This is a genomic window from Kiloniella sp. EL199, from assembly GCF_900313065.1.
Classification (GTDB): Bacteria; Pseudomonadota; Alphaproteobacteria; order Kiloniellales; family Kiloniellaceae; genus Kiloniella.
The window spans coordinates 195,110-215,429 of record NZ_OMPU01000004.1 but is presented as its reverse complement, the minus strand read 5'-3'; the positions used below and the strand labels follow the sequence as shown (position 1 = coordinate 215,429).

The 20,320-nt window shown below is 44.3% G+C and carries 15 protein-coding genes; 10 read left to right on the top strand and 5 right to left on the bottom strand.

Going from position 1 to position 20,320, the window contains the following annotated elements; translation table 11 throughout:
* Positions 1-2: 2 nt before the first annotated feature.
* The gene (locus tag D9A03_RS01650) at positions 3-842 is read left to right on the top strand and encodes a substrate-binding domain-containing protein (RefSeq protein WP_120495497.1); all 840 of its coding nucleotides are present in this window, start codon (positions 3-5) and stop codon (positions 840-842) included.
* 115 nt (positions 843-957) lie between these two features.
* Here D9A03_RS01650 and D9A03_RS01645 read toward each other — a convergent pair whose 3' ends face one another.
* The 4 genes from D9A03_RS01645 to D9A03_RS01630 all read right to left on the bottom strand — a co-directional run bounded on the left by D9A03_RS01645 (position 958) and on the right by D9A03_RS01630 (position 7,206).
* The gene (locus D9A03_RS01645) at positions 958-3,930 is read right to left on the bottom strand and encodes an NAD(P)-dependent oxidoreductase (RefSeq protein ID WP_120495496.1); all 2,973 of its coding nucleotides are present in this window, start codon (positions 3,928-3,930) and stop codon (positions 958-960) included.
* Positions 3,931-4,389: 459 nt separating this feature from the next.
* The gene (locus D9A03_RS01640; protein ID WP_120495495.1) at positions 4,390-5,409 is read right to left on the bottom strand and encodes a fumarylacetoacetate hydrolase family protein; all 1,020 of its coding nucleotides are present in this window, start codon (positions 5,407-5,409) and stop codon (positions 4,390-4,392) included.
* Positions 5,410-5,445: 36 nt separating this feature from the next.
* Positions 5,446-5,982 carry a VOC family protein gene (locus D9A03_RS01635; protein WP_120495494.1) on the bottom strand — a complete coding sequence of 179 codons (537 nt, stop codon included), beginning with the start codon at positions 5,980-5,982 and terminating at the stop codon, positions 5,446-5,448.
* Between the two features lie 249 nt (positions 5,983-6,231).
* Positions 6,232-7,206, bottom strand: a complete 975-nt coding sequence (locus D9A03_RS01630; RefSeq protein ID WP_120495493.1) for a GlxA family transcriptional regulator — start codon at positions 7,204-7,206, stop codon at positions 6,232-6,234.
* Between the two features lie 151 nt (positions 7,207-7,357).
* Between D9A03_RS01630 and D9A03_RS01625 the strand changes: the two genes are divergently transcribed.
* From D9A03_RS01625 to D9A03_RS01595, 7 genes are all read left to right on the top strand, one after another.
* Positions 7,358-8,251 (top strand): 3-keto-5-aminohexanoate cleavage protein, encoded by an 894-nt coding sequence (locus tag D9A03_RS01625; RefSeq protein WP_120495492.1) that lies wholly within the window; start codon positions 7,358-7,360, stop codon positions 8,249-8,251.
* A gap of 43 nt (positions 8,252-8,294) precedes the next feature.
* Positions 8,295-9,788 (top strand): carnitine 3-dehydrogenase, encoded by a 1,494-nt coding sequence (locus tag D9A03_RS01620; protein WP_120495491.1) that lies wholly within the window; start codon positions 8,295-8,297, stop codon positions 9,786-9,788.
* Positions 9,789-9,992: 204 nt separating this feature from the next.
* The gene (locus D9A03_RS01615; protein ID WP_120495490.1) at positions 9,993-11,153 is read left to right on the top strand and encodes an acyl-CoA dehydrogenase family protein; all 1,161 of its coding nucleotides are present in this window, start codon (positions 9,993-9,995) and stop codon (positions 11,151-11,153) included.
* Positions 11,154-11,185: 32 nt separating this feature from the next.
* Entirely contained in the window at positions 11,186-13,264 is a 2,079-nt protein-coding gene (locus D9A03_RS01610) for an acetate--CoA ligase family protein (RefSeq protein ID WP_120495489.1), read from the top strand.
* The gene (locus D9A03_RS01605) at positions 13,264-14,046 is read left to right on the top strand and encodes a carnitinyl-CoA dehydratase (protein ID WP_120495488.1); all 783 of its coding nucleotides are present in this window, start codon (positions 13,264-13,266) and stop codon (positions 14,044-14,046) included. Before D9A03_RS01610 ends, D9A03_RS01605 begins: the two co-directional genes overlap by 1 nt.
* A gap of 170 nt (positions 14,047-14,216) precedes the next feature.
* Entirely contained in the window at positions 14,217-15,842 is a 1,626-nt protein-coding gene (locus tag D9A03_RS01600) for a GMC family oxidoreductase (protein ID WP_120495487.1), read from the top strand.
* A 116-nt stretch (positions 15,843-15,958) separates the two neighbouring features.
* Positions 15,959-16,471, top strand: a complete 513-nt coding sequence (locus D9A03_RS01595; RefSeq protein ID WP_120495486.1) for a hypothetical protein — start codon at positions 15,959-15,961, stop codon at positions 16,469-16,471.
* An 18-nt stretch (positions 16,472-16,489) separates the two neighbouring features.
* Here D9A03_RS01595 and D9A03_RS01590 read toward each other — a convergent pair whose 3' ends face one another.
* On the bottom strand, positions 16,490-17,392 hold the full coding sequence (locus tag D9A03_RS01590) for a LysR substrate-binding domain-containing protein (RefSeq protein WP_120495485.1): 903 nt from the start codon (positions 17,390-17,392) through the stop codon (positions 16,490-16,492).
* Positions 17,393-17,509: 117 nt separating this feature from the next.
* Here D9A03_RS01590 and D9A03_RS01585 point away from each other — a divergent pair, with 117 nt between their 5' ends.
* Both D9A03_RS01585 and D9A03_RS01580 read left to right on the top strand, forming a co-directional pair.
* On the top strand, positions 17,510-18,619 hold the full coding sequence (locus D9A03_RS01585) for a mandelate racemase/muconate lactonizing enzyme family protein (protein ID WP_120495484.1): 1,110 nt from the start codon (positions 17,510-17,512) through the stop codon (positions 18,617-18,619).
* A gap of 79 nt (positions 18,620-18,698) precedes the next feature.
* Positions 18,699-20,192, top strand: coding sequence for an aldehyde dehydrogenase family protein (locus D9A03_RS01580; protein ID WP_120495483.1), 1,494 nt, complete (start codon positions 18,699-18,701; stop codon positions 20,190-20,192).
* Positions 20,193-20,320: the final 128 nt, after the last annotated feature.

Genomic DNA, 20,320 nt, shown 5'->3' with positions numbered 1-20,320 from the left:
AAATGATTAATCGATCCATTGTTCGTACACTTGGTTTCGCAACAGTATTGGTTGTGGGCGGATATGTTTCAGGCTCATATGCGGATGAAACAACAAGTGAAATTACACTGGCATCTACAACATCAACACAAAATTCAGGTTTGTTTGATTACCTCTTGCCGCTCGTTAAAAAACAGACAGGTGTTGAGGTACACGTTGTTGCCGTTGGGACAGGAGCTGCACTTAAGCTCGCGCGTAATGGGGATGCTGATGTTCTAATGGTGCACCATAAAACTTCTGAAGAGAAATTTGTTTCTGATGGTTATGGTGTGAAGCGTTTTGATGTGATGTACAATGATTTTGTTCTTGTAGGGCCGGATAGTGATCCCGCGCAAGTCAAAGAAACAGCAACAGTCGTTGAGGCATTAAATAAAATTAAAACCAAGCAAGCGATTTTTCTCTCGCGTGGCGATGATAGCGGTACCAATAAAAGAGAGTTAGAGCTTTGGGAGGCCAATGGGAGCACCCCCAAGTCAGCTTCGGGTGAATGGTATCGTGAAACTGGATCCGGCATGGGGGCAACCTTGAATACAGTTGTGGCGATGCAGGGCTATACACTTAGCGACCGTGCGACTTGGATCAGCTACAAAAACAAACAGAACATGGAAATATTGTTTGAGGGAGACAAGCGCCTTTTCAATCAATACGGTGTTATTGTTGTTAACCCTGAGAAGTTTCCGCACATAAAAGCAAAATCTGCCGAGATTTTTGTGAACTGGATTTTATCTTCGGAAGGGCAAGATGCTATAGCAGGGTATCAATTATCTGGTGAACAGCTTTTTATACCAAACGCCATGAATTGAATTCGGGGTAAAAGCGATAAGAGTGAATTCTCTTTTGTAAAACAAAAAGGGTGTTGTCTAAACCAGACAACACCCTTTTTTAGTAATCACTTTTTTGTAATTACTCGTAGTTAAATTATCCGTAAGGGCCTTTCAGGCCGAGCTTTTCAACAAGTGTAATGTACTTGTTGGATTGCAGGGTTAGTTGAGCACCATAACGATCAATCAGTTCTTGACGACGTTCTGCGTCTTTCGTGACAGACAGAGCGCCCCAGATGGCAGCTATATCTTCGGTTAGTTTACGAAGTTCTGCTGCTGTTTCGTCTTCAGCCGCAACAGAAGACAGCGCGTTTGGTGTAACTTTACCGACGCCGTTAACTGTTGTTGCGCCTGCATCAGTGTATCCAGCGGGCAGATCACCTTTCAGGTTCATGATAGACTTGAACTGGATCGCATCGAAGATCTGATCGACAGCCTGCTTTGCACCCTGAACACGGGAAACATGCTCTGTATCTGCTGCAGCATGCGGCAGAAGTTCAAGTTTGTCTGCGTGACGATCAACCAGGCTCAGGTATGGAACCATTGGGCCGCTAAGCTCACCACTTTCTGCGTTCTTGAAGAGATCCGCATCAATAGCGGCGTAGGCTACTTTACCGCTTGTCAGCGCAGCATCCAGTGCATCGATGTTGATGACTTCACCACGGTCATAGTTCACAACGATAGCGCCGTCATTCAATGCATTGAGAACAGTTTCGTTGACTAGGCTGTCATTGGCAAACTTACCAGTTTCTGCATTAAAGGCACCGAGACCAGTATGAGGGCTGATTACATCAGAACCTTTTGCGGCTTCTTCGGGTGTCTCAGCGTAAGTAAAACCTTCTGATTCAATCCAGGCTTTATGGCGTGCGCGGGCATAGATTGACACTTCCATGCCAAAGGCTTTACCAAGGTTAGCAACTTCGCGGCCAATGTTACCATAACCAATAACTGCAAGGCGTTTGCCTTCAAGTTTTTCTGTCGGGAATTTGCACAGGTCTTTACCGGTATCAAAATCACCAGCACAGACAAGTTTGTGCATTTCTTCGACGGGCAGATCCGGGGTTACTTTGAGCAGGGCTTTCATCGCCATTTGTGCTGTTGCACGGCTGTTGAAGCTTGGTGTGTTCATGAGTGCGGCTTCACCACCATCACCATTACCTCCACCCCATGAATCAGAACCCATGTTGCCTGTACCAGCACCAATGCGAACGCCACCAGACTTAAAGACAGAGCCTTTAGGAAGGAAGGTTGCTGCTGCAATAGTCGCATCAAATTGACCGTCTTTTGTAATTGGCAGAAGTTCTTCTTCAGTGCTGAGGTTTGGCTGATAAGAGAAGTGGATTTTACCTGCTTCCAGATTTGCTTCGTCAGCAAATGGACCTTCGTGGAATACACCACCTTTGGCTTCTACGTAATCGCGTACTTCAGAGTGATCCGGGTTGCCATTTGCGTCGAACTTCAGGCCGATAAGGTCTGCAACCAAAACCTTGTAGGCTTTGTTCGCATCGTCCTGACGAACTCTACTGTTGCCAGAGGCAGAAGTTTCGAAGGTAACACCTTCTTTAGCAAGAAGTTCTTCAAGAACAACGATCTTGGCGCGGTGATAGGCGTATTCAAGGTTTTCGAGAAGAGCAACCACGTCTTCAACAGGACGCAGACCACCGATCCATGCACGGTAATCACCTGGTGTTCCAGGGAAAGCGTTGACGTAACGGGCAACGTCCAGGCCTTCTTCATGCTCACCGTTCGGGTGTGTCAGGCCTTCGTAACCAAGAAGCTGTTTAGATTTTGAGATGATTTCAGCGTGGATAGCTGGATCAGTGTTAGCACCCTCAGTTACTTTCAGAAGGGTAACAGCCGCACCGCGGTTGTCAGCGTCGGTTACACCAAGTTCCAGAGTTGGGTTTTTCGAAATCCACTCGTTCGCAGTTTCACGGTTCTTGATAGAACGCTTGTTCAGATCGCGAACAGAGCCGAGGGACTTCTCTGCACGAAGCAGACCAAAAGTTGTCTCAGCAAAAGCCAATGTAGAGAAAGTGTTGATGATACCACCGAGCATTTTGTGCTCAGCAGGATCGTAAACAGGACCTAGTTCCCATGTCTTTTCAGAGCTCATTGGCTCTTTAGGGTCAGTTGGAACCGCAATTTTCAATTGGCGAGGGATCGCCCAAGCTGGGTCTTTCTGGTTCTCATTCATAAGAGCCAGTGCTTCTGGTGTGTAAGAAGCGATGAAGTAACCAGAGATCCCACCGATAGCCTTCTGGAAAGGCATGAACATACAGCATTTGTCGAGAACTTCTAGAACGACTTCTTCAGCCCATGGCATAGCACCGAGCATAGATGTGCTGTCGATGATTGCATGATGCTCAGATGGGTTACTATCAATCCACTTGAGAAGTTCTTTGATTTCGCTTTCTTTGTAGGTGGTCGCGCCTGTTGTTTCGTGGCCTACACCAACAAAAAGCTTGATGCCTTTTTCAGATAGTTCGGCAGCAGTCGGGATTGCGCCTTCACCTTCTGAATAGTGGATGCGTTCGATATCACCATTTTCTGCAAATTGCTGCATTTCCATAATCTGGGAACCCCAGGATTGGCGGAAGAAGCCACCTGCTTTTCCTTCGGCAGATTCAGGTTTTGGTGTGTCGACGTAGATTTTTTGATCAGCGTTGTTTGCATTCATCAAGTGAAGAATGGAAACGGTAAAGCCGCTGTGTCCACCACCAAGACCAATAGCCATTTTATTCTTTTTGGGGAATTCAAAGTAACGATGAATTTCACGTGCCATATCTAGCAGTACTTTATCAGCCGGATAGCCACGGTGCATGCTGCGACCGATTTCAGCTGTTGTAAAGCTACCGATGCGATTACCACGATCATTGACTTTTGCATAATTTTCTTCGAGCCATGCATCGAACTCAAAGCGCAGCCGACGCCCGTCAACTTCGTCAGATGTCATATCTGTAATTGGGCCTACGCCAAAGAACTGGTTAGACGTTCTTGTTGGAGCACCGTTTGCGGTAGCAGCCAAGGACGCATCGCGTTGTGCCTTTAGGTCATCAATCGATACCATGATATTAAATTCCCTGTGTTACTCAATAGTGATGGCCTGCTGGGCGTGATGAATGCACACGATCTGTCGATTGTTGTCAATCGTAAGAAAATAGGCTTAATCGAAATAATCCAGAGCCTAAAAAGTAATTTGGTGTTCAATTACCAGCCAATTGCAGCACAAAATTTCAAAATTTTGCATTCCATGCGCTGTATATACTCCCTGTAAATCAGGGGTATGCCGATCAGCGCAGCAAAATGTGGTAAATACGACCACTTGCTGTTTAGCTTGTGAGTATAGCAGGATTTGATAGGCAAATCCTACTATATGATTTGAGAAAACAGATAGGATTTTGATTGTGAGATCTTCTTGGCACAGGGGAAGGGTGCCAAAGGATACGTATTTTTGCGCGATGGCATTATTAGAACAGCTCTGAGTTTGATTTCAGAGCTGTTTTATGACGACATTATAATTCATTCATTACGAAATAGAGTATTCCACAATTCTTTGATCAATTTTTCCAAAGATTGATTGACCTTCTTTATCCAGCATTTCTATCGAGATGGTATCACCAAACTTCATAAAGGGGGTGTGAGGGGAGCCAGAGTTAATTGTTTCAATCATACGGACTTCAGCAATACAGGAATAACCGACACCACCGTCGTTCACATGTTTACCCGGGCCTCCATCCAGTTTGTTGGAAACGGTTCCTGAGCCGACAATTGTACCAGCGCCTAATGGGCGCGTTTTTGCTGCATGTGCGACAATTATTGGAAAACTAAAAGTCATATCTTCGCCGGCTTCAGGCTTTCCGAAGAGTTCACCGTTTAGCTTCGACAATAGAGGCAAATGAACCTTACCGTCTTTCCATGCATGCCCCAGCTCATCCGGTGTTATGGCAACAGGAGAAAAGGCACTGGATGGTTTTGATTGAAAAAAACCAAAGCCTTTTGCCAGCTCTGCCGGGATTAAGCCACGGAGGGACACATCGTTAACCAGCATCAAAAGCTTGATGTGATCGGTAGCTTTTTCAGCAGGGGTGCCCATAGGCATATCATCTGTAATCACCGCAATCTCTGCTTCAAAATCAATGCCCCAGCTCTCAGAGCTCAAAGGAATATCGTCTCTCGGGCCAATAAAGCTGTCCGAGCCCCCTTGGTACATCAAAGGGTCAGTCCAGAAGCTATCCGGTAGTTCCGCACCTCTTGCTTTTCTCACAAGTTCGACATGATTTACATAGGCAGAACCGTCTGCCCACTGGTAGGAACGGGGAAGAGGCGATGAGCATGCAGGTTCTTCAAAATCAAGAATATCTGGTAGATCACCATTATTGAGAGATTGATAGAGCTCTTCCAGTGAGGTGGAAACATTATTCCAATCGTCTAATGCTGATTGCAATGTTGGGGCAATTGTTGTCGCTTTTACACACCTTTTCAGATCACGACTGACAACAACAAGCTCACCATCTCTGGTGCCATTTTTATAGGTAGCTAGTTTCATTTTATTAACCGTAGTTATTAGGCTCTTAACCGTAACTTATGAGGAAAGTTCTTTTTTATGCATCCAATCAGCATGCGTTGGGGCTTTTTTCGTCTTGGACCATTCTTCAAGCATTTGCCATTTTACATCGTCGAGCTTTTTGCTCATGTCCGGTGTTGCTGTGTTAACAGCTAATTCAATGCGGTGGCCGCTTGGATCAAAGAAGTATATAGATTGAAAAAGCGTATGGTCTGTAGGACCTAATACATCAATACCGTCGGCTTCGAGTTTGCTTTTTACGGCCAACATTTCATCCATTGTGGCAATAGACAAGGCTAAATGCTGTACCCATTCCGGGGTGTTGGGATCTTTGCCCATCGGTGGAGAATTTGGAATTTCGAAAAAGGCCAGAATGGATCCTTTCCCTGCATCCATAAAGATATGCATATAGGGATCAGGGGCCTTGGTTGAAGGCACTTCATTTTCAGCGATTGCGAGAATAAAATCCATGTTGAGGTACTTTCCGTACCATTCAACAGTTTCTTTTGCATCTTTACATCTGTAAGCGACGTGATGGATTTGTTCTATTTTCATTTTAAGCCTCGCATTGTTTTAGGCAGTTCTGAAAACTGATCCTGTAATTTGTTTTTAAGAAGAGGTGATAGGCCACCATTTTCTCTGCATTGTATCTTGATATACAATATTAGTTGCAAATGAAACTAATGCAAGTTTAAACGAAATGAGAAATGTTTTTAAAAGTAAAAATCAATGAAAATGTATTGAATTTAATTTAACATTTATAAATATTATCAATGGTTTTTGTGGATTATATTATCTAAATAATTAAGATAATATACGTCGGCTTGTTTTCGGGGCTTGGCCAAAACGGTTGCGATAGCTACGGGCAAAAGAGGTTGCTGAATTAAAGCCACAGCGTATAGCGATGTCGAGGATTGACAGATCTGTTTGTTTCAATAGTCGCTGTGCTATATCCAGTCTGTGATTTCTGTAATACGTAGCTGGTGACGTCTTTAGGTGTTTCTTGAAAAGTCGCTCAAGCTCTCTGACCGTAGAGCCGATTTGATCTGCAAGTTCTGTTATTAACAACGGTGTTTCGATGGTTGCTTCCATTGTCTCAATTGCTTTGGTCAGGACTTTATTGTTCCGGATCTGTGGGTTGTTGGAAATCAGTCGTTGAGGGTTGTTTCCTTCGCGAAATCTTTGATAAATAAAAATATCAGCAACATCTGTGGATAGCTTTAAACCGTGTTGAACCCTGATGAGCTGTAACATCATGTCCAGACTGGTTGTACCGCCGCCTGATGTAAATCTGTTCCGGTCAACAATATAGAGATCCAATTCAGCCTGTATATTAGGATAGGTCTCGGTAAAGCTCTCAAAGTTTTCCCAGTGAACGGTTGCTTTGTAGCCATCGAGAAGACCGGCCTTGGCAAGAATTTCACTACCCGCATCCATGCCACCAAATTCGGTACCTTTAGAACGAAGTCGTCGTAGAATTGCAGCTAGCTGTTTTGTATTACTCTCTTCTACATCATAGCTGGCACAAACTATTAAAACGGGAATGTTGTCGTCCAGCGCAATTTCAGCATCAACATTAATGTCCATCCCGTTACTGGCGCGTACAGTTGAGCCCTGAATGGAATATAACTTCCATTCATATATTTTTTCGCCAACTTTGAAATTGGCTGCGCGCAAAGGCTCCAGTGCTGATGAGAAGCAAAGCATGGAAAAACCGGGCACAAGCAAAAAGGCAATTTTTTGAGGTTTTGATACTGCTTCTTTTCCAAATAGATACATCTGACCGTTCTCATCTTTCAGATATGATGCTAGGCAAAATGTTTCATAATTAGTGCAAAATGTAAATTGAGAAAAGGAAACCGACTTAAACTGAGAAAAATAAAGAGGCCATTACTGGGATAGACAGGCTGGTCAAAAAGAGGGAATTGTTATGAATAGCGAAGTTATTATCACCTGTCCTGTCACAGGTTCAGGCATTAAAAAAGAACGCCATACGAATGTTCCGGTGACACCAGAAGAAATTTCCGATGCTGCTATTGAAGCTGCATTGGCTGGTGCGGCAGTTGCTCATTTACACGTTAGAAATCCCGATACTGGTCAAGCCAGTAACGATCTGGAACTCTATCAGGAAACAGTCGGTCTTCTACGCAACAAAATGAAGACAAAAGGCGTGGATGTTGTCATCAACATTACTGCTGGTATGGGGGGAGAGTTTGTACCCGATGCAACAAATCCGAACGTTGGTGGGCCGGGAACAGATATGCTCAACCCCGTTGATCGCCTCAAGCATATTGATGCCATTCGTCCGGAAATTTGCACACTTGATTGTGGATCTTTGAATTTCAGTGACTACGCCTATGTTTCTACGCCAGATATGTTGCGCGAAATGGCAGCAATCATTCAAAAGATGGGGGTGAAGCCCGAAATTGAAGCTTTTGAATTTGGCCATATTTGGATGGCAAAGCAATTAATGTCTGAAGGTCTGATTGATGCGCCGCCTTTGTTTCAGCTTTGTCTGGGTATTCCCTTTGCAGCTGAAGCAAATGGGGAAACTATGCTTGCGATGCGCAATATGCTTCCTGAAGGGGCAAATTGGGGGGCTTTCGGGGTTGGTCCGGCGCAAATGCCGATGGCTGCACAGTCAGTCATTTTTGGTGGTCATGTTCGCGTTGGTCTGGAGGATAACCTTTATCTGGAACGAGGCGTTCTTGCTACAAATGGACAGTTAGTGAGCAGAGCCAAGGAAATCATAGAACGGATGGGGGCAAAAACACTTACGGCCGAAGAAGCGCGTAAGAAGTTTGGTGCCGTCAAACAGGCTTAAATAATAATTTCGAAATAGATAAATTAGAACAGGGCGTTACAAAATGGCACGTGAAATCAAAACTGTTGCTGTCGTTGGGGCTGGCGTAATCGGAGCTGGATGGGCTGCTCGATGTCTTCATCGAGGCATTGATGTCGTCGTGACCGATGTCTCAGCCGACGCTGAACGTGGCATGAGAGACGTTGTATCCAATGCTGAACCAGCTTTGAACCAGCTTAGTCTTGCCCCTCGAAGGGAAAAGGGCACGCTGACTTTTACGACAAATCTTGTTGAGGCAGTCTCTAAAGCCGATTTTGTTCAGGAAAATGCGCCTGAACGGGAAGATTTAAAAAGAAATCTTCTTGCCGAAATCAGCAAACATGTCGCACCGGATGTTATTATTGCATCCAGCTCTTCCGGTTTGCTCCCGTCTATTATTCAGGCAGACTGTGCCCATCCAGAACGGGTTCTCATCGGCCACCCCTTCAATCCTGTTTACCTCTTGCCATTGGTCGAAGTTCTGGGCGGCGAAAAAACCGGGCCGCAATTTATAGAAGACGCGATGGCGTTCTATAGCTCTATCGGCATGAAGCCCCTTAAAGTTCGCAAGGAAATTGAAGGTTATATTTCTGACCGCCTTCAGGAAGCTTTATGGCGCGAAGCTTTGCATATGGTTGCGGATGGTGTTGCAACGACAGACGAAATTGACCAGGCGGTTATATATGGACCAGGGCTGCGGTGGGCTTTTATGGGAACCTGCCTTACATTTCATCTTGCAGGTGGGGAGCAGGGGATGCGTCATATGCTGGAACAGTTCGGACCAGCACTTGAGTTGCCGTGGACAAAGCTTAAAGCACCGGAACTTACAGATCAGCTTATCGATCGCATGGTAGAGGGCACACAAGAACAAGCAGATGGTTATTCTATCCGCGATCTTGAGCAACTGCGTGACAACTGTCTTGTTTCTATCATGCAGTCCCTGCGCAACTTTAACTATGCTTCAGGAAAAGTCCTCAAGGAAGATGATGAACGACAATATGAAGAAACCTCTGGCTCAACTGAGTGGGCAGATGGGGATGATTTGAGCCAACCGCTGGATCTTCATGGTGATAAAGTTCATCCTGAGTGGGTTGATTATAATAATCACATGACAGAATCTCGGTATTTGCAAGTTTTCGGTGATGCTTCTGATGCACTGTTTCGCTATGTCGGCGTAAATGCAGAATACCATGCCAATGGAAATTCCTATTACACGGTCGAAACCCACATTAACAATATTCTGGAAGTTTCGGTACATGAACCCTTACGAGTAACAACGCAGTTACTTGGCTTGGATGACAAGCGCCTTCATTTTTACCATCGAATGTATAACTCAAAAGATAACAGTTTGCTGGCCACAGCCGAGCAAATGGTCCTGCATGTTGATATGAAGGCCGGGAAGGCCTGCCCGGCGAAACCTGAGATACAGAATATTTTAGGTAGAATACTGGATGCGCATAAAAAACTGCCAGCGCCAGAACGCTTGAGTAGGCAAATGATGGTGCCGCCACCTAAATAATAAATATAATGGCTGCCGGGTTTTTCTTAAAACAGACCGGTAAACAAGTGCCAGATACCTGTGTCGTCATGACACCGGGAGGTAATGATATTTAATCTGCGTTGGTAATCAGTATTGATTTTCAACATGGAAACACCTGTTGATACCCTGATTTAAAAACAAAAAATAGTAACCAGGGTTGGTTAAGGTTTCGGGAGAAGTGATATGGATTTTGGTCCTTCGCAAGAACAGAAAATGGTTGTTGATACCGTTCGGGACTTTGTTGAAAAGGAGCTCTACCCTCATGAGGATACAGTCGAGGAATTGGGGTATGTTCCCCCTGAATTAACCAAGGAAATACGTCAAAAAGTTCTGGATTTAGGGTTTTATGCTGCAAACATTCCGGAAGAGTTCGGAGGTGGTGGACTGGACTATGTCACTATGTCCCTGCTCGAGAGAGAGTTAGGGCGTGCCTCTCAGGCGCTGAGTGTTATCTTTGGACGTCCTTCGAATATTCTTTGCGGGTGTAAAGGTGAGCAGATTGAAAAATATCTTATGCCTGCGATCCGTGGGGAAAAGATTGACTGTATCGCCATGACTGAACCTGATGCAGGATCAGATGTAAGGTCCATGAAAGCATCAGCAGTCAAAGATGGGGATGATTGGATACTGAATGGTACCAAGCATTTTATTACACACGCTGATGAAGCTGACTTTGCCATTGTTTTTATTGCAACGGGGGAAGAAGAGACCCCAAGGGGCAAGAAAAAACAGATTACCTGTTTCCTCGTGGATCAAGGAACACCCGGGTTTGAAATTCGAGAAGGATATAGATGTGTATCGCATCGAGGGTACAATAATTCCATTCTCAATTTTGATAATTGCCGTATTCCAGCAACTCAAATACTTGGAGAAGAGGGGAAGGGATTTGACGAAGCTAACACATGGTTAGGGGCCACAAGGTTGACTGTGGCAGCCATGTCTGTCGGGCGGGCACAGCGTTGTTTTGATTTGGCTGTTAACTGGGCTGCAGAACGTAAACAGTTTGGGCAAGCTATTGGAAAGTTTCAAGGTGTCTCTTTCAAATTAGCTGATATGGCGACAGATATTCAGGCTGCTGAATATCTGACCATGGGGGCAGCCTGGAAACTGGACAAAGATCTTCCCGCGGATCAGGACATTGCCATGGCAAAAGTTCATGCAACAGAAATGTTGGCCAAAGTAACGGATGAAAGTCTTCAGATCTTTGGTGGGATGGGCTTAATGACAGAACTTCCAATCGAACGATTTTGGCGGGATGCCCGTGTTGAACGAATTTGGGACGGAACCAGCGAAATCCAACGCCATATCATTTCGCGAGGTTTACTTCGACCTCTGGGCGCGTAATTGACCACGTGATTGATCTGGGGAGTTCTGTAATGTCCAAAACGACAAACATCAAACGTCTGCTTTGCCCTAAAAACATAGCTGTTATTGGTGGTGATGAGGCTGCTGAAGTCATTCGACAAAGTCGTAAAACGGGTTTTCAGGGTGAAATTTGGGCCGTTAATGCACGAAGAAGTGAGATTGAGGGTATAAAGTGTGTTGCATCTGTCAAAGATCTGCCACTCGCACCTGATGCAGCTTTTGTCGCGATACCTCGGGAGCCAGCTATATCCGTGATTAAAGACCTGGAGACGATGGGGGCAGGTGGCGTCATTTGTTATGCTTCTGGCTTTTCAGAGACCTCTGACGGACATGAATATCATCAAAATCTCATGAACAGCGTTGGTGATTTGGCTCTGGTTGGTCCAAATTGTTACGGTATTTTAAATTATCTGGATGGTGCTGCTCTGTGGCCAGATCACCATGGCGGGCGGCATGTTGACAAAGGCATTGCGATTATAACCCAAAGTGGAAATATAGGTATTAGTCTGACGATGCAGGAAAGGTCATTGCCTGTGGCCTATATGATATCGGTCGGAAATCAGGCTGTTTTATCTATGCCGGATTATATTGATGCACTTTGTGATGATGATCGTGTGACGGCGATAGGCCTTCATATGGAAGGTGTTGATGATATTCCCGGGTTTTGTAATGCAGTGAATAAAGCCAGAAGTAAGGGTATACCAATCATTGCCTTGAAATCAGGTGGGTCAGATATTGGTGCTGAAATTGCTTTGAGCCATACTTCTACTCTCGCTGGATCTGATGAGCTTTATACCGCATTGTTCCATCGACTAGGGATTGCCCGGGTTCGTACATTAAGTGAGATGATTGAAACTCTCAAACTACTTCATGTGGCAGGGCCCCTCTCTGGTAACAATATATCATCTCTTAGTTGTTCCGGGGGTGATGCAGCTTTGATTGCTGATTTTGGCAGTCAGCTTGGATTGAAGTTCAATCCTATCCCCGATGTTCAGGCATCGCAGTTGCAAAAACAGCTTGGGGATAAGGTCTCTATATCAAACCCCTTTGACTACCACACTTATATCTGGGGAGATATCGAAGAAAAAATCGACTGTTTTACGTGTGTTATGCAAGGTGGATACGACATCAGTCTTTTGGTTCTCGATTATCCAAAAAGCGATTTGAGCGAAGCGTATGAGTGGGATATTGCCTTGGATGCGATGATTTCGGCACAGAAAAATTCAGGTTATCAAGCGGCTGTTCTTGCCACGCTTCCAGAAAATCTTCCAGAAAAAGCACGATCCACTTTAATCAGAAACGGGGTGGTGCCACTACAAGGCGTCGAAGATGGGTTAAAAGCAATCTCATCCGCGGCATGGATAGATGCCAGATGGAAGGAGCTTGCGAATAACAATGTATCTTCTAGTGTCGAGAAATTTTCTTTGGTCGAAGATGAAATCGTTTTACTTGATGAAGCTCAGGCAAAATCAATTCTAAAAGAACATGGGCTTACTGTACCTAAAAGTGAAACAGTCTCTATTTCAGAAGCGGGCTTTGTAGCAGAAAAAATTGGATTTCCAGTTGTTGTTAAGGCTGTGAGTACTGACCTTGCACACAAGACAGAGGCTGGCGGTGTTGCTTTGAATTTGCAAAGCGTAGAAGAGGTAACATGTGCTGCAGAAAGAATGGCTCATTTATCTGACAAAATTCTTGTCGAAAGTATGATCACAGATGTTGTTGCCGAAGCTATCATTGGGGTGACAAGAGATCCTCAGTTCGGGCTTTCACTTGTGGTCGGTTCTGGTGGTGTTTGGGTGGAGTTGTTGCAGGATTCAATACCATTACTGTTGCCAGTTTCCCGTGATGATATCCACAGCGCTTTAAAAAAACTCAAGCTCTATAAATTATTGGAAGGTTATCGAGGGCAACTGGCTGGTGATATTGATGCGCTGATTGATGCGATTTTATCTGTGGCTGATTTTGCACTTCATAATGAAAAGAAACTTGCCGAAATGGATTTAAACCCGGTTATGGTACTTCCAAAAGGAAAAGGCGTTGTTATAGCAGATGCGATGGTCCGCATGGCTTCAGAGGAAAGAAAAAATTGATGTCAGATGTTGTAAAAGTTGAGAGACGCGGGGCTGTTCTGGAAGTCACACTGGATCGCCCAAAAGCAAATGCGATTGATGCTGATACCAGTAAGATTATGGGAAAGATTTTTTGCGATTTTCGGGATGATCCTGACCTTCGGGTTGCGATTCTAACAGGTGGCGGTGAAAAGTTTTTTTCTGCCGGGTGGGATTTGGTTGCCAGTAGCGAGGGCGAGGCCCCTGATACTGACTATGGTCCCGGAGGATTTGCAGGAATAACAGAACTTCATGATTGTTATAAACCAATTATTGCCGCCGTAAATGGAATGGCTGTCGGCGGTGGCTTTGAGCTTGCTCTCGCTGCTGATTTTATTATTGCCGCTGATCATGCACAATTTTTCCTGCCAGAAGCCAAAGTAGGGTTGATTGCTGATGCCGCATCTTTCCGTCTTCCCAAAAGATTGCCCCGGGCAATTGCCATGGAATTACTTTTGACCGGACGACGTATGGATGCAAACGAGGCCGCACGATGGGGGCTGGTCAATAAGGTAGTGGCTAGCGAAGATCTTTTAGTAGCCGCGAGAGCATTCGCAGATCAAATTTTAGAAGCGGCGCCTTTGTCTGTTATGGCTGTGAAAGAAGTCCTGCAAAAAACATCCGATCTTGATGATGAAGCCTGTTATAGGGATATGCGTTCCGGGAAGTGGCACTATTATGAAAAGATGCTTCGTAGCGAAGACTCTAAAGAAGGATCACGTGCTTTTGTTGAAAAAAGATCACCTGTCTGGAAGGGACAGTAATAGAATTAAATCAATTGCATAGGTGTTTTAAAACAAATCATCACGCCTCTAATGACAAATGAAATGATGCCTTGGTTTAATGAGGCGAAATTTTGTTTGAAATGCTTGGGATTTTGCACATAAATGAAAAAGAAATTCATTTTGGTACGTAATTTTTCAGGTTTTGGACCATGGGGAAGCAGAAACAGTCTTTTGACTATATCATTGTTGGTGCAGGCTCTGCGGGCTGTGTCTTGGCAAATCGTCTGAGTGAAAGCGGTAAATATTCTGTTTTACTTCTCGAGGCCGGGGGAAGCGATAAACGCTTTTGGGTTCAGGTCCCAATTGGATATGGCAAGACGTACTACCAAAAAGCTGTGAACTGGATGTATCTGACCGAAGCAGATGAAGGTACAGCAAACAGGCAGAGCTATTGGCCACGCGGAAAGGTTCTTGGGGGGTCCAGTTCTATTAATGCCATGGTTTATATCCGTGGACATAAAAAGGACTACGATGATTGGGCTGCACTTGGAAACCCGGGATGGAGCTATCAGGATGTTCTGCCCTATTTCAAGAAGTCGGAAGTTAACCAACTGGGGGATGATGGCTATCGGGGAACAGATGGACCGATGCATGTTTCTGATGTTTCAGAAGATTTACACCCTTTATGTCAAAACTTTATTCGAGCAGGGCAAGAACTTGGTCTTGCCTATAATGAAAATTTTAATGGTGCAGAACAGGAGGGCATCGGGCTTTACCAGACGACAACCCGTAATGGTTTTCGAGAGTCCGCGGCCAAGGCCTTTTTGCATCCAGCCTTAAAGCGCAAAAAGCTTAAGCTCACAACTCATACCCACGTTTCAAAAGTGCTTTTCGATGGTAAAAAAGCTATCGGTGTTCAGTATGTTCGCAAAGGGAAAACCTCGACTGTTACGGCTAAAAAAGAAGTTATTCTCAGCGGAGGCTCCATTAATAGCCCTCAATTGTTACAGCTATCGGGAGTAGGGCCTAAAGCTCTGCTTGATGAACACAATATACCCATTGTTATAAATAGCCCGGCAGTTGGACAAAATCTGCAAGATCATATTGGAATGGACTATCTTTATTCCTGCACAGTTCCGAGCCTGAATGATGAATTACACTCTTGGTGGGGCAAGCTGGTTGCGGGACTGAAATATGTCCTGTTCCGCCGTGGTCCTCTTAGTTTGAGCATCAATCAGGGTGGAGGCTTTATTAAAACCCGGCCGGATCTGGAACAGCCGAATATACAACTGTATTTCTCGCCCGTCAGTTATACGCGCGCACCTGCGGGAACGCGACCAATGCTCAATCCAGATCCTTTTTCTGCTTTTCAGTTGGGTTTAACAAACTGCCGTCCAACATCCCGGGGCGAAATTAAAATTAAATCAACTGACCCGTTTGAGCCACCGATGATAAAGCCTAATTACCTTTCTACAGACGAAGATGTCGCGGAGATATTGGAAGGTGTGAAATATTTGAGAAAAATGGCAGAAACAAAAGCCTTTAAAGATATTATTATTGAGGAATTTCGCCCCGGAAAAGACTGTAAAACAGATGAAGAGTTAATCGCCGATATTCGGGGTTATGCCTGGACCTGTTTTCATCCTTCAGGAACCTGTCGAATGGGGCCTGATCCAGAAAAATTTGTCGTTGATCATAAACTGAGGGTTCACGGTATCGACGCTCTTCGTGTGATCGATGCGTCAACCTTTCCGAATGTGCCCTCTGGCAACACCAATGCAGCCGCCATTATGGTCGGCGAAAAAGGGGCTGATCTTGTTTTGGATGATGCTTAAGTGCTTATTGAAGGATATATAATTGCATTAATTTGATAGCTTATTATCAAGTGCTTAGATTATAATATTAAACAATCTATTAGTGATAAAAATACAATGCTGCTTTGGAGGCAATAGTGATTGATGATTTAGACAGGCGAAAATTATTTAATGAAGATTTACAACTTCACAGAGACCCTGCATTTCATTCATTCGAAGTTGGTTTGGGACACGCTATAAGCTATGCACAAATAGCAGTTAAATGGGCCTTTATTTTAAACGGTGGAGCTTTAGTTGCTTTGCCTACTGTTACAGCAAAACTAACAACATTAGAAGCTGCAAAATGTTCTGCAATGTGGTTTGTTCTAGGACTTATTTGTATTGCTCTTTGTTGCGTTGTTACTTACTGGAATTTTTTAAAAATGTCCGCAGTTTATCGTAATGAAGGAATAAGGGTTTCATGGGAATTGGCTGATTCTTATTATGGGAATGATGAAAATAAAAAAGAGAATACAAAGAATATAACTGAGTTGAATAAATGTATTGAATATGACAATAAGCAGATTGGTATTACAATGTGGCTATCGCTTATATTTGGTATTTTCAGTTATGTAGCATTTATAGTCGGGAGCTTGCTGCTTCTTTCATAGTGCTCTCTATTAATTTATTTACTGCTCTATCTGAACTTGATCCAATAACCAATTCTTAAACAGCAAACTTTCAGGTTTTGACTTCTCCTCTTTTATTGGTGTTAACAGGTAATGAGAATCATCATAATCAAAATCCTGTTCGACAACTCTCACTAATTTTCCGCTGTCCAGATCTGGTTGGGCGTGAGCCTTGAGGACAAGGGATACACAGGCACCCGAAGACGCCAGTTGTACAGAATTGAGTGAGGTATCTACTGTAATATTTACCTCTAGATCTGCGCCCTTAAGATGGGTGTCAAATATTTTTTGCCAACGACCTTCACACCCCATAATTCGGACACAGCTCAGGTGACTGATAAGTGATTTATCACCTGTCTCAATTGATTGTTTAATAAACCTGACATTTTCCGGTGTGGCCACCAGAACAGAAGGCTCTGTGTGTATTTTTTGACTATGAAATCCAGGCCAGTTTCCATGTCCACTTCGAATGTCGATATCAATATTGTTGTGGTCGAGAGATTCTGTCCAGATTGCGGTATGCAATCTGATATTGATATCAGGATATTTCGTGAGGAAATCCCTTAACCTAGGTGTCAGCCAGGAAACAGAAAAGGCAACAGTACAAAGAATATTGATGGTCTGTTTGCCTTTTGTACCGAAAAGCCCAGTCGTTGATACTGATATATCTTCAAATGCGCGCCGCACTGCTGGCAGGTAGGCTCTTCCTTTGTCGGTTAATTTCAAACTGCGGGCAAGTCTCTCGAATAACAGGAAATCCAGCTCTTTTTCAAGCGATCTTACCTGGTGGCTAACCGCAGCCGGGGTGAGGTTAAGTTCTTTGGCGGCGGTAGTTAAGTTATTATAACGGGCGGCGGCTTCGAATGCGCGTAACCAGTTAAGAGGCGGGAGTTGATAGGCCATGTGAATACAATTATCAGCTTCAAATAAAATGATGTCTTAGGTGAATAATACTTCGTTTGCTTTTATCTTCAAGCTCGGACAATAGTACGCAATTAATTTTTATCGAGTGAGATCGGCGTGAAAATAGCGAGTATTGAAACCTTTACCAATGAATATGTCGGCTTTGTTCGGGTACGAACCGTCGAAGGAGATGAAGGTTGGGGGCAGGTCTCAACCTATAATGCAGATATCACGTCTCAAATAGTACACAGACATATTGCGCCACACACACTTGGACAAGACGCCTCGGATCTTAAGGCTTTGACGCAAACTGTGTTGGAGCGTGAACAAAAGTTTCCGGGAAGTTACCTCTATCGCGCGCTTTGCGGTGTAGATACGGCTCTGTGGGATATCCACGGTAAAAGAGCAGGGAAAAGCGTAGCAAGCTTGTTGGGAAGTACACGAAGTAAATTTCCTGTTTATGCATCGAGTATGCAGCGCGATATTACCCCGGAAGAAGAAGCAGAAAGGTTTGTCGCCCTTAAGGAGAAATTTGGGTACAAGTCATTCAAATTCAGGGTAGGGCGCGAATGTGGTCACGATGTTGATCAGTGGCCGGGTAGAACGGAAGATATTGTGAAAAGGGTGAGGGAAACCCTGGGTGATGATGTCACTCTCTTGGTTGATGCAAATAGCTCTTATACACCGCAGAAAGCCATTGAAGTCGGACATCTCTTACAGGATTACGGCATTAGTCATTTTGAAGAACCCTGTCCTTATTGGGAACTGGACTGGACCAAACAGGTAACAGAGGCCCTTGATCTTGATGTGTCAGGTGGAGAGCAAGACAATAACATGGTTGTCTGGAACCAGATAATTCAAAACAGAGTTGTTGATATAGTGCAACCAGACATTTGTTATATGGGCGGCATTACACGCAGTCTCGACGTTGCGAAACTGGCCGAAGAGGCTGGAATTCCCTGTACGTTACATTGCGCAAATTTGTCCCTCGTGACCCTGTTTTCTGCGCACTTTATGGCGGCAATTAACAATCCGGGTAAATATCTGGAATTTTCAATTGAGGGACTGGATTACTATCCATGGCAAGCAGGTTTGTTTAAGCCTGGATACGAAATTGTGGATGGCGATCTCATACTTTCAGATAAACCAGGGTGGGGAATTGAAGTTGATCCCCAGTGGCTTGCCAATGCTGATTATCAGGTTAGTTACAATGCTTCTCGTTTTTAATGAAACCTCAAAATAGAAAACGTAAGAAGCTAAATAGAAACATATGACGATAGATACTATAAGACCTTTAGGTGTGATTATGACTAAAACGACAGACGCACTGATCAGTGAGTATTTTCAAACAGGTACATTACAGGGCCTGCCAAATAAATTGTTTATTGATGGTGAGTGGATATCTGCCTCGACGACAGAAACAATTAAGAGTAAAGATCCGGGGAACGGGAAGATATTTGCGTCTGTGAGTGCCGGGCAAGCCGAGGATATAGACAAAGCTGTTCAAGCGGCGAGAGATGCTTTTCTCAATGTTTGGCGTGATATGAAGCCAGGTAAACGTGGTCTGATACTTTCCAATGCTGCTGAAATACTGGAGCAAAAAGCCGATTATTTTGCTGTTGTCGAAGCTCTTGATTCAGGTAAACCATTAGGTGAAGCGAAAGGTGATGTCGCAAGTTCTGTCGGGGCATTGCGTTATTATGCTGGCTGTGCCGATAAAATCCAGGGTGATACATTCCCCTTGGGCGATGGTGTTTTTTCTTTCTCATCTGTCGAGCCTGTTGGCGTCACGGCGCATATTATTCCATGGAACTATCCCCTTGCGACAACAATAAGGGGAGTAGCCCCAGCTTTGGCAGCAGGTTGTACCGCCGTTGTGAAACCTGCTGAACAAACGCCTTTAACTGCTTTAATGTTGGCTGATGTTTTTGCTGAAGCTGGCCTTCCCGGTGGGGTTTATAACGTAATAACCGGAACCGGGACAGAAGCAGGTAGCCCGCTGGTCAACCATCCAAACGTTCAGCATATTACCTTTACTGGTTCTGTCGGTACTGGAACATTGGTAATGGAGGCCGCTGCCAAGAATATAAACAGTGTGACACTGGAACTCGGCGGGAAATCACCAATCATAGCATTGGCAGATTGTGATTTGGAGAAAACTGCCGAGGGAGTTCTCTGGGGGATTTTTTACAATGCCGGGCAAATCTGTTCTGCTGGTTCTAGGTTGGTCGTAGAAAGAACAATTCATCGCGAATTGGTTGATAGAATTGTTGAGAAAACTTCACAGTTAAAGGCAGGGCATGCGCTGACCAATCCAAACTATGGGGCCATTAATTCTTTAGAGCAATTAGAGAAAATAGATGGTTTTGTAAAACGCGCCAAAGCACGGGGCATAAAAGTTGTTTGCGGTGGAGAACGCATAAAGACAAAAGAAACTGAAAACGGCTGGTTTTATGCGCCAACAATTATGGACGATGTCCCAATGGATGACGAGTTGGTTCAAGAAGAGATCTTTGGTCCTGTGTTGACGGTTCAGATTGTTGATGGTGTGGATGAGGCTATAAAAGCAGCTAACTGCACAGATTTTGCGCTTGCTGCAGGCGTTTATACTCAAAACATTTCTCAGGCTCTTAAACTGTCCAAGTCAATCGATTCCGGGCAGGTAACAGTAAACGATTATTGGGCCGGGGGCATAGAGGTTCCTTTTGGTGGCAATAGATCATCAGGTATAGGTCGTGAAAAAGGGGTTGAGGCGCTTCGTAATTACGTAACGACCAAAGCAATTACGATGACGTTTTGATCCGTTTTATGGTAAAAATACTCAATAGTTTGATTGTGTTTTTGATCTTTGTTTTCGAAAATAAGTTGTATTCAATTGGTGAGTAAAAATAACTTGATTAAAATTTATCCTAAACCGACGCCAAGATG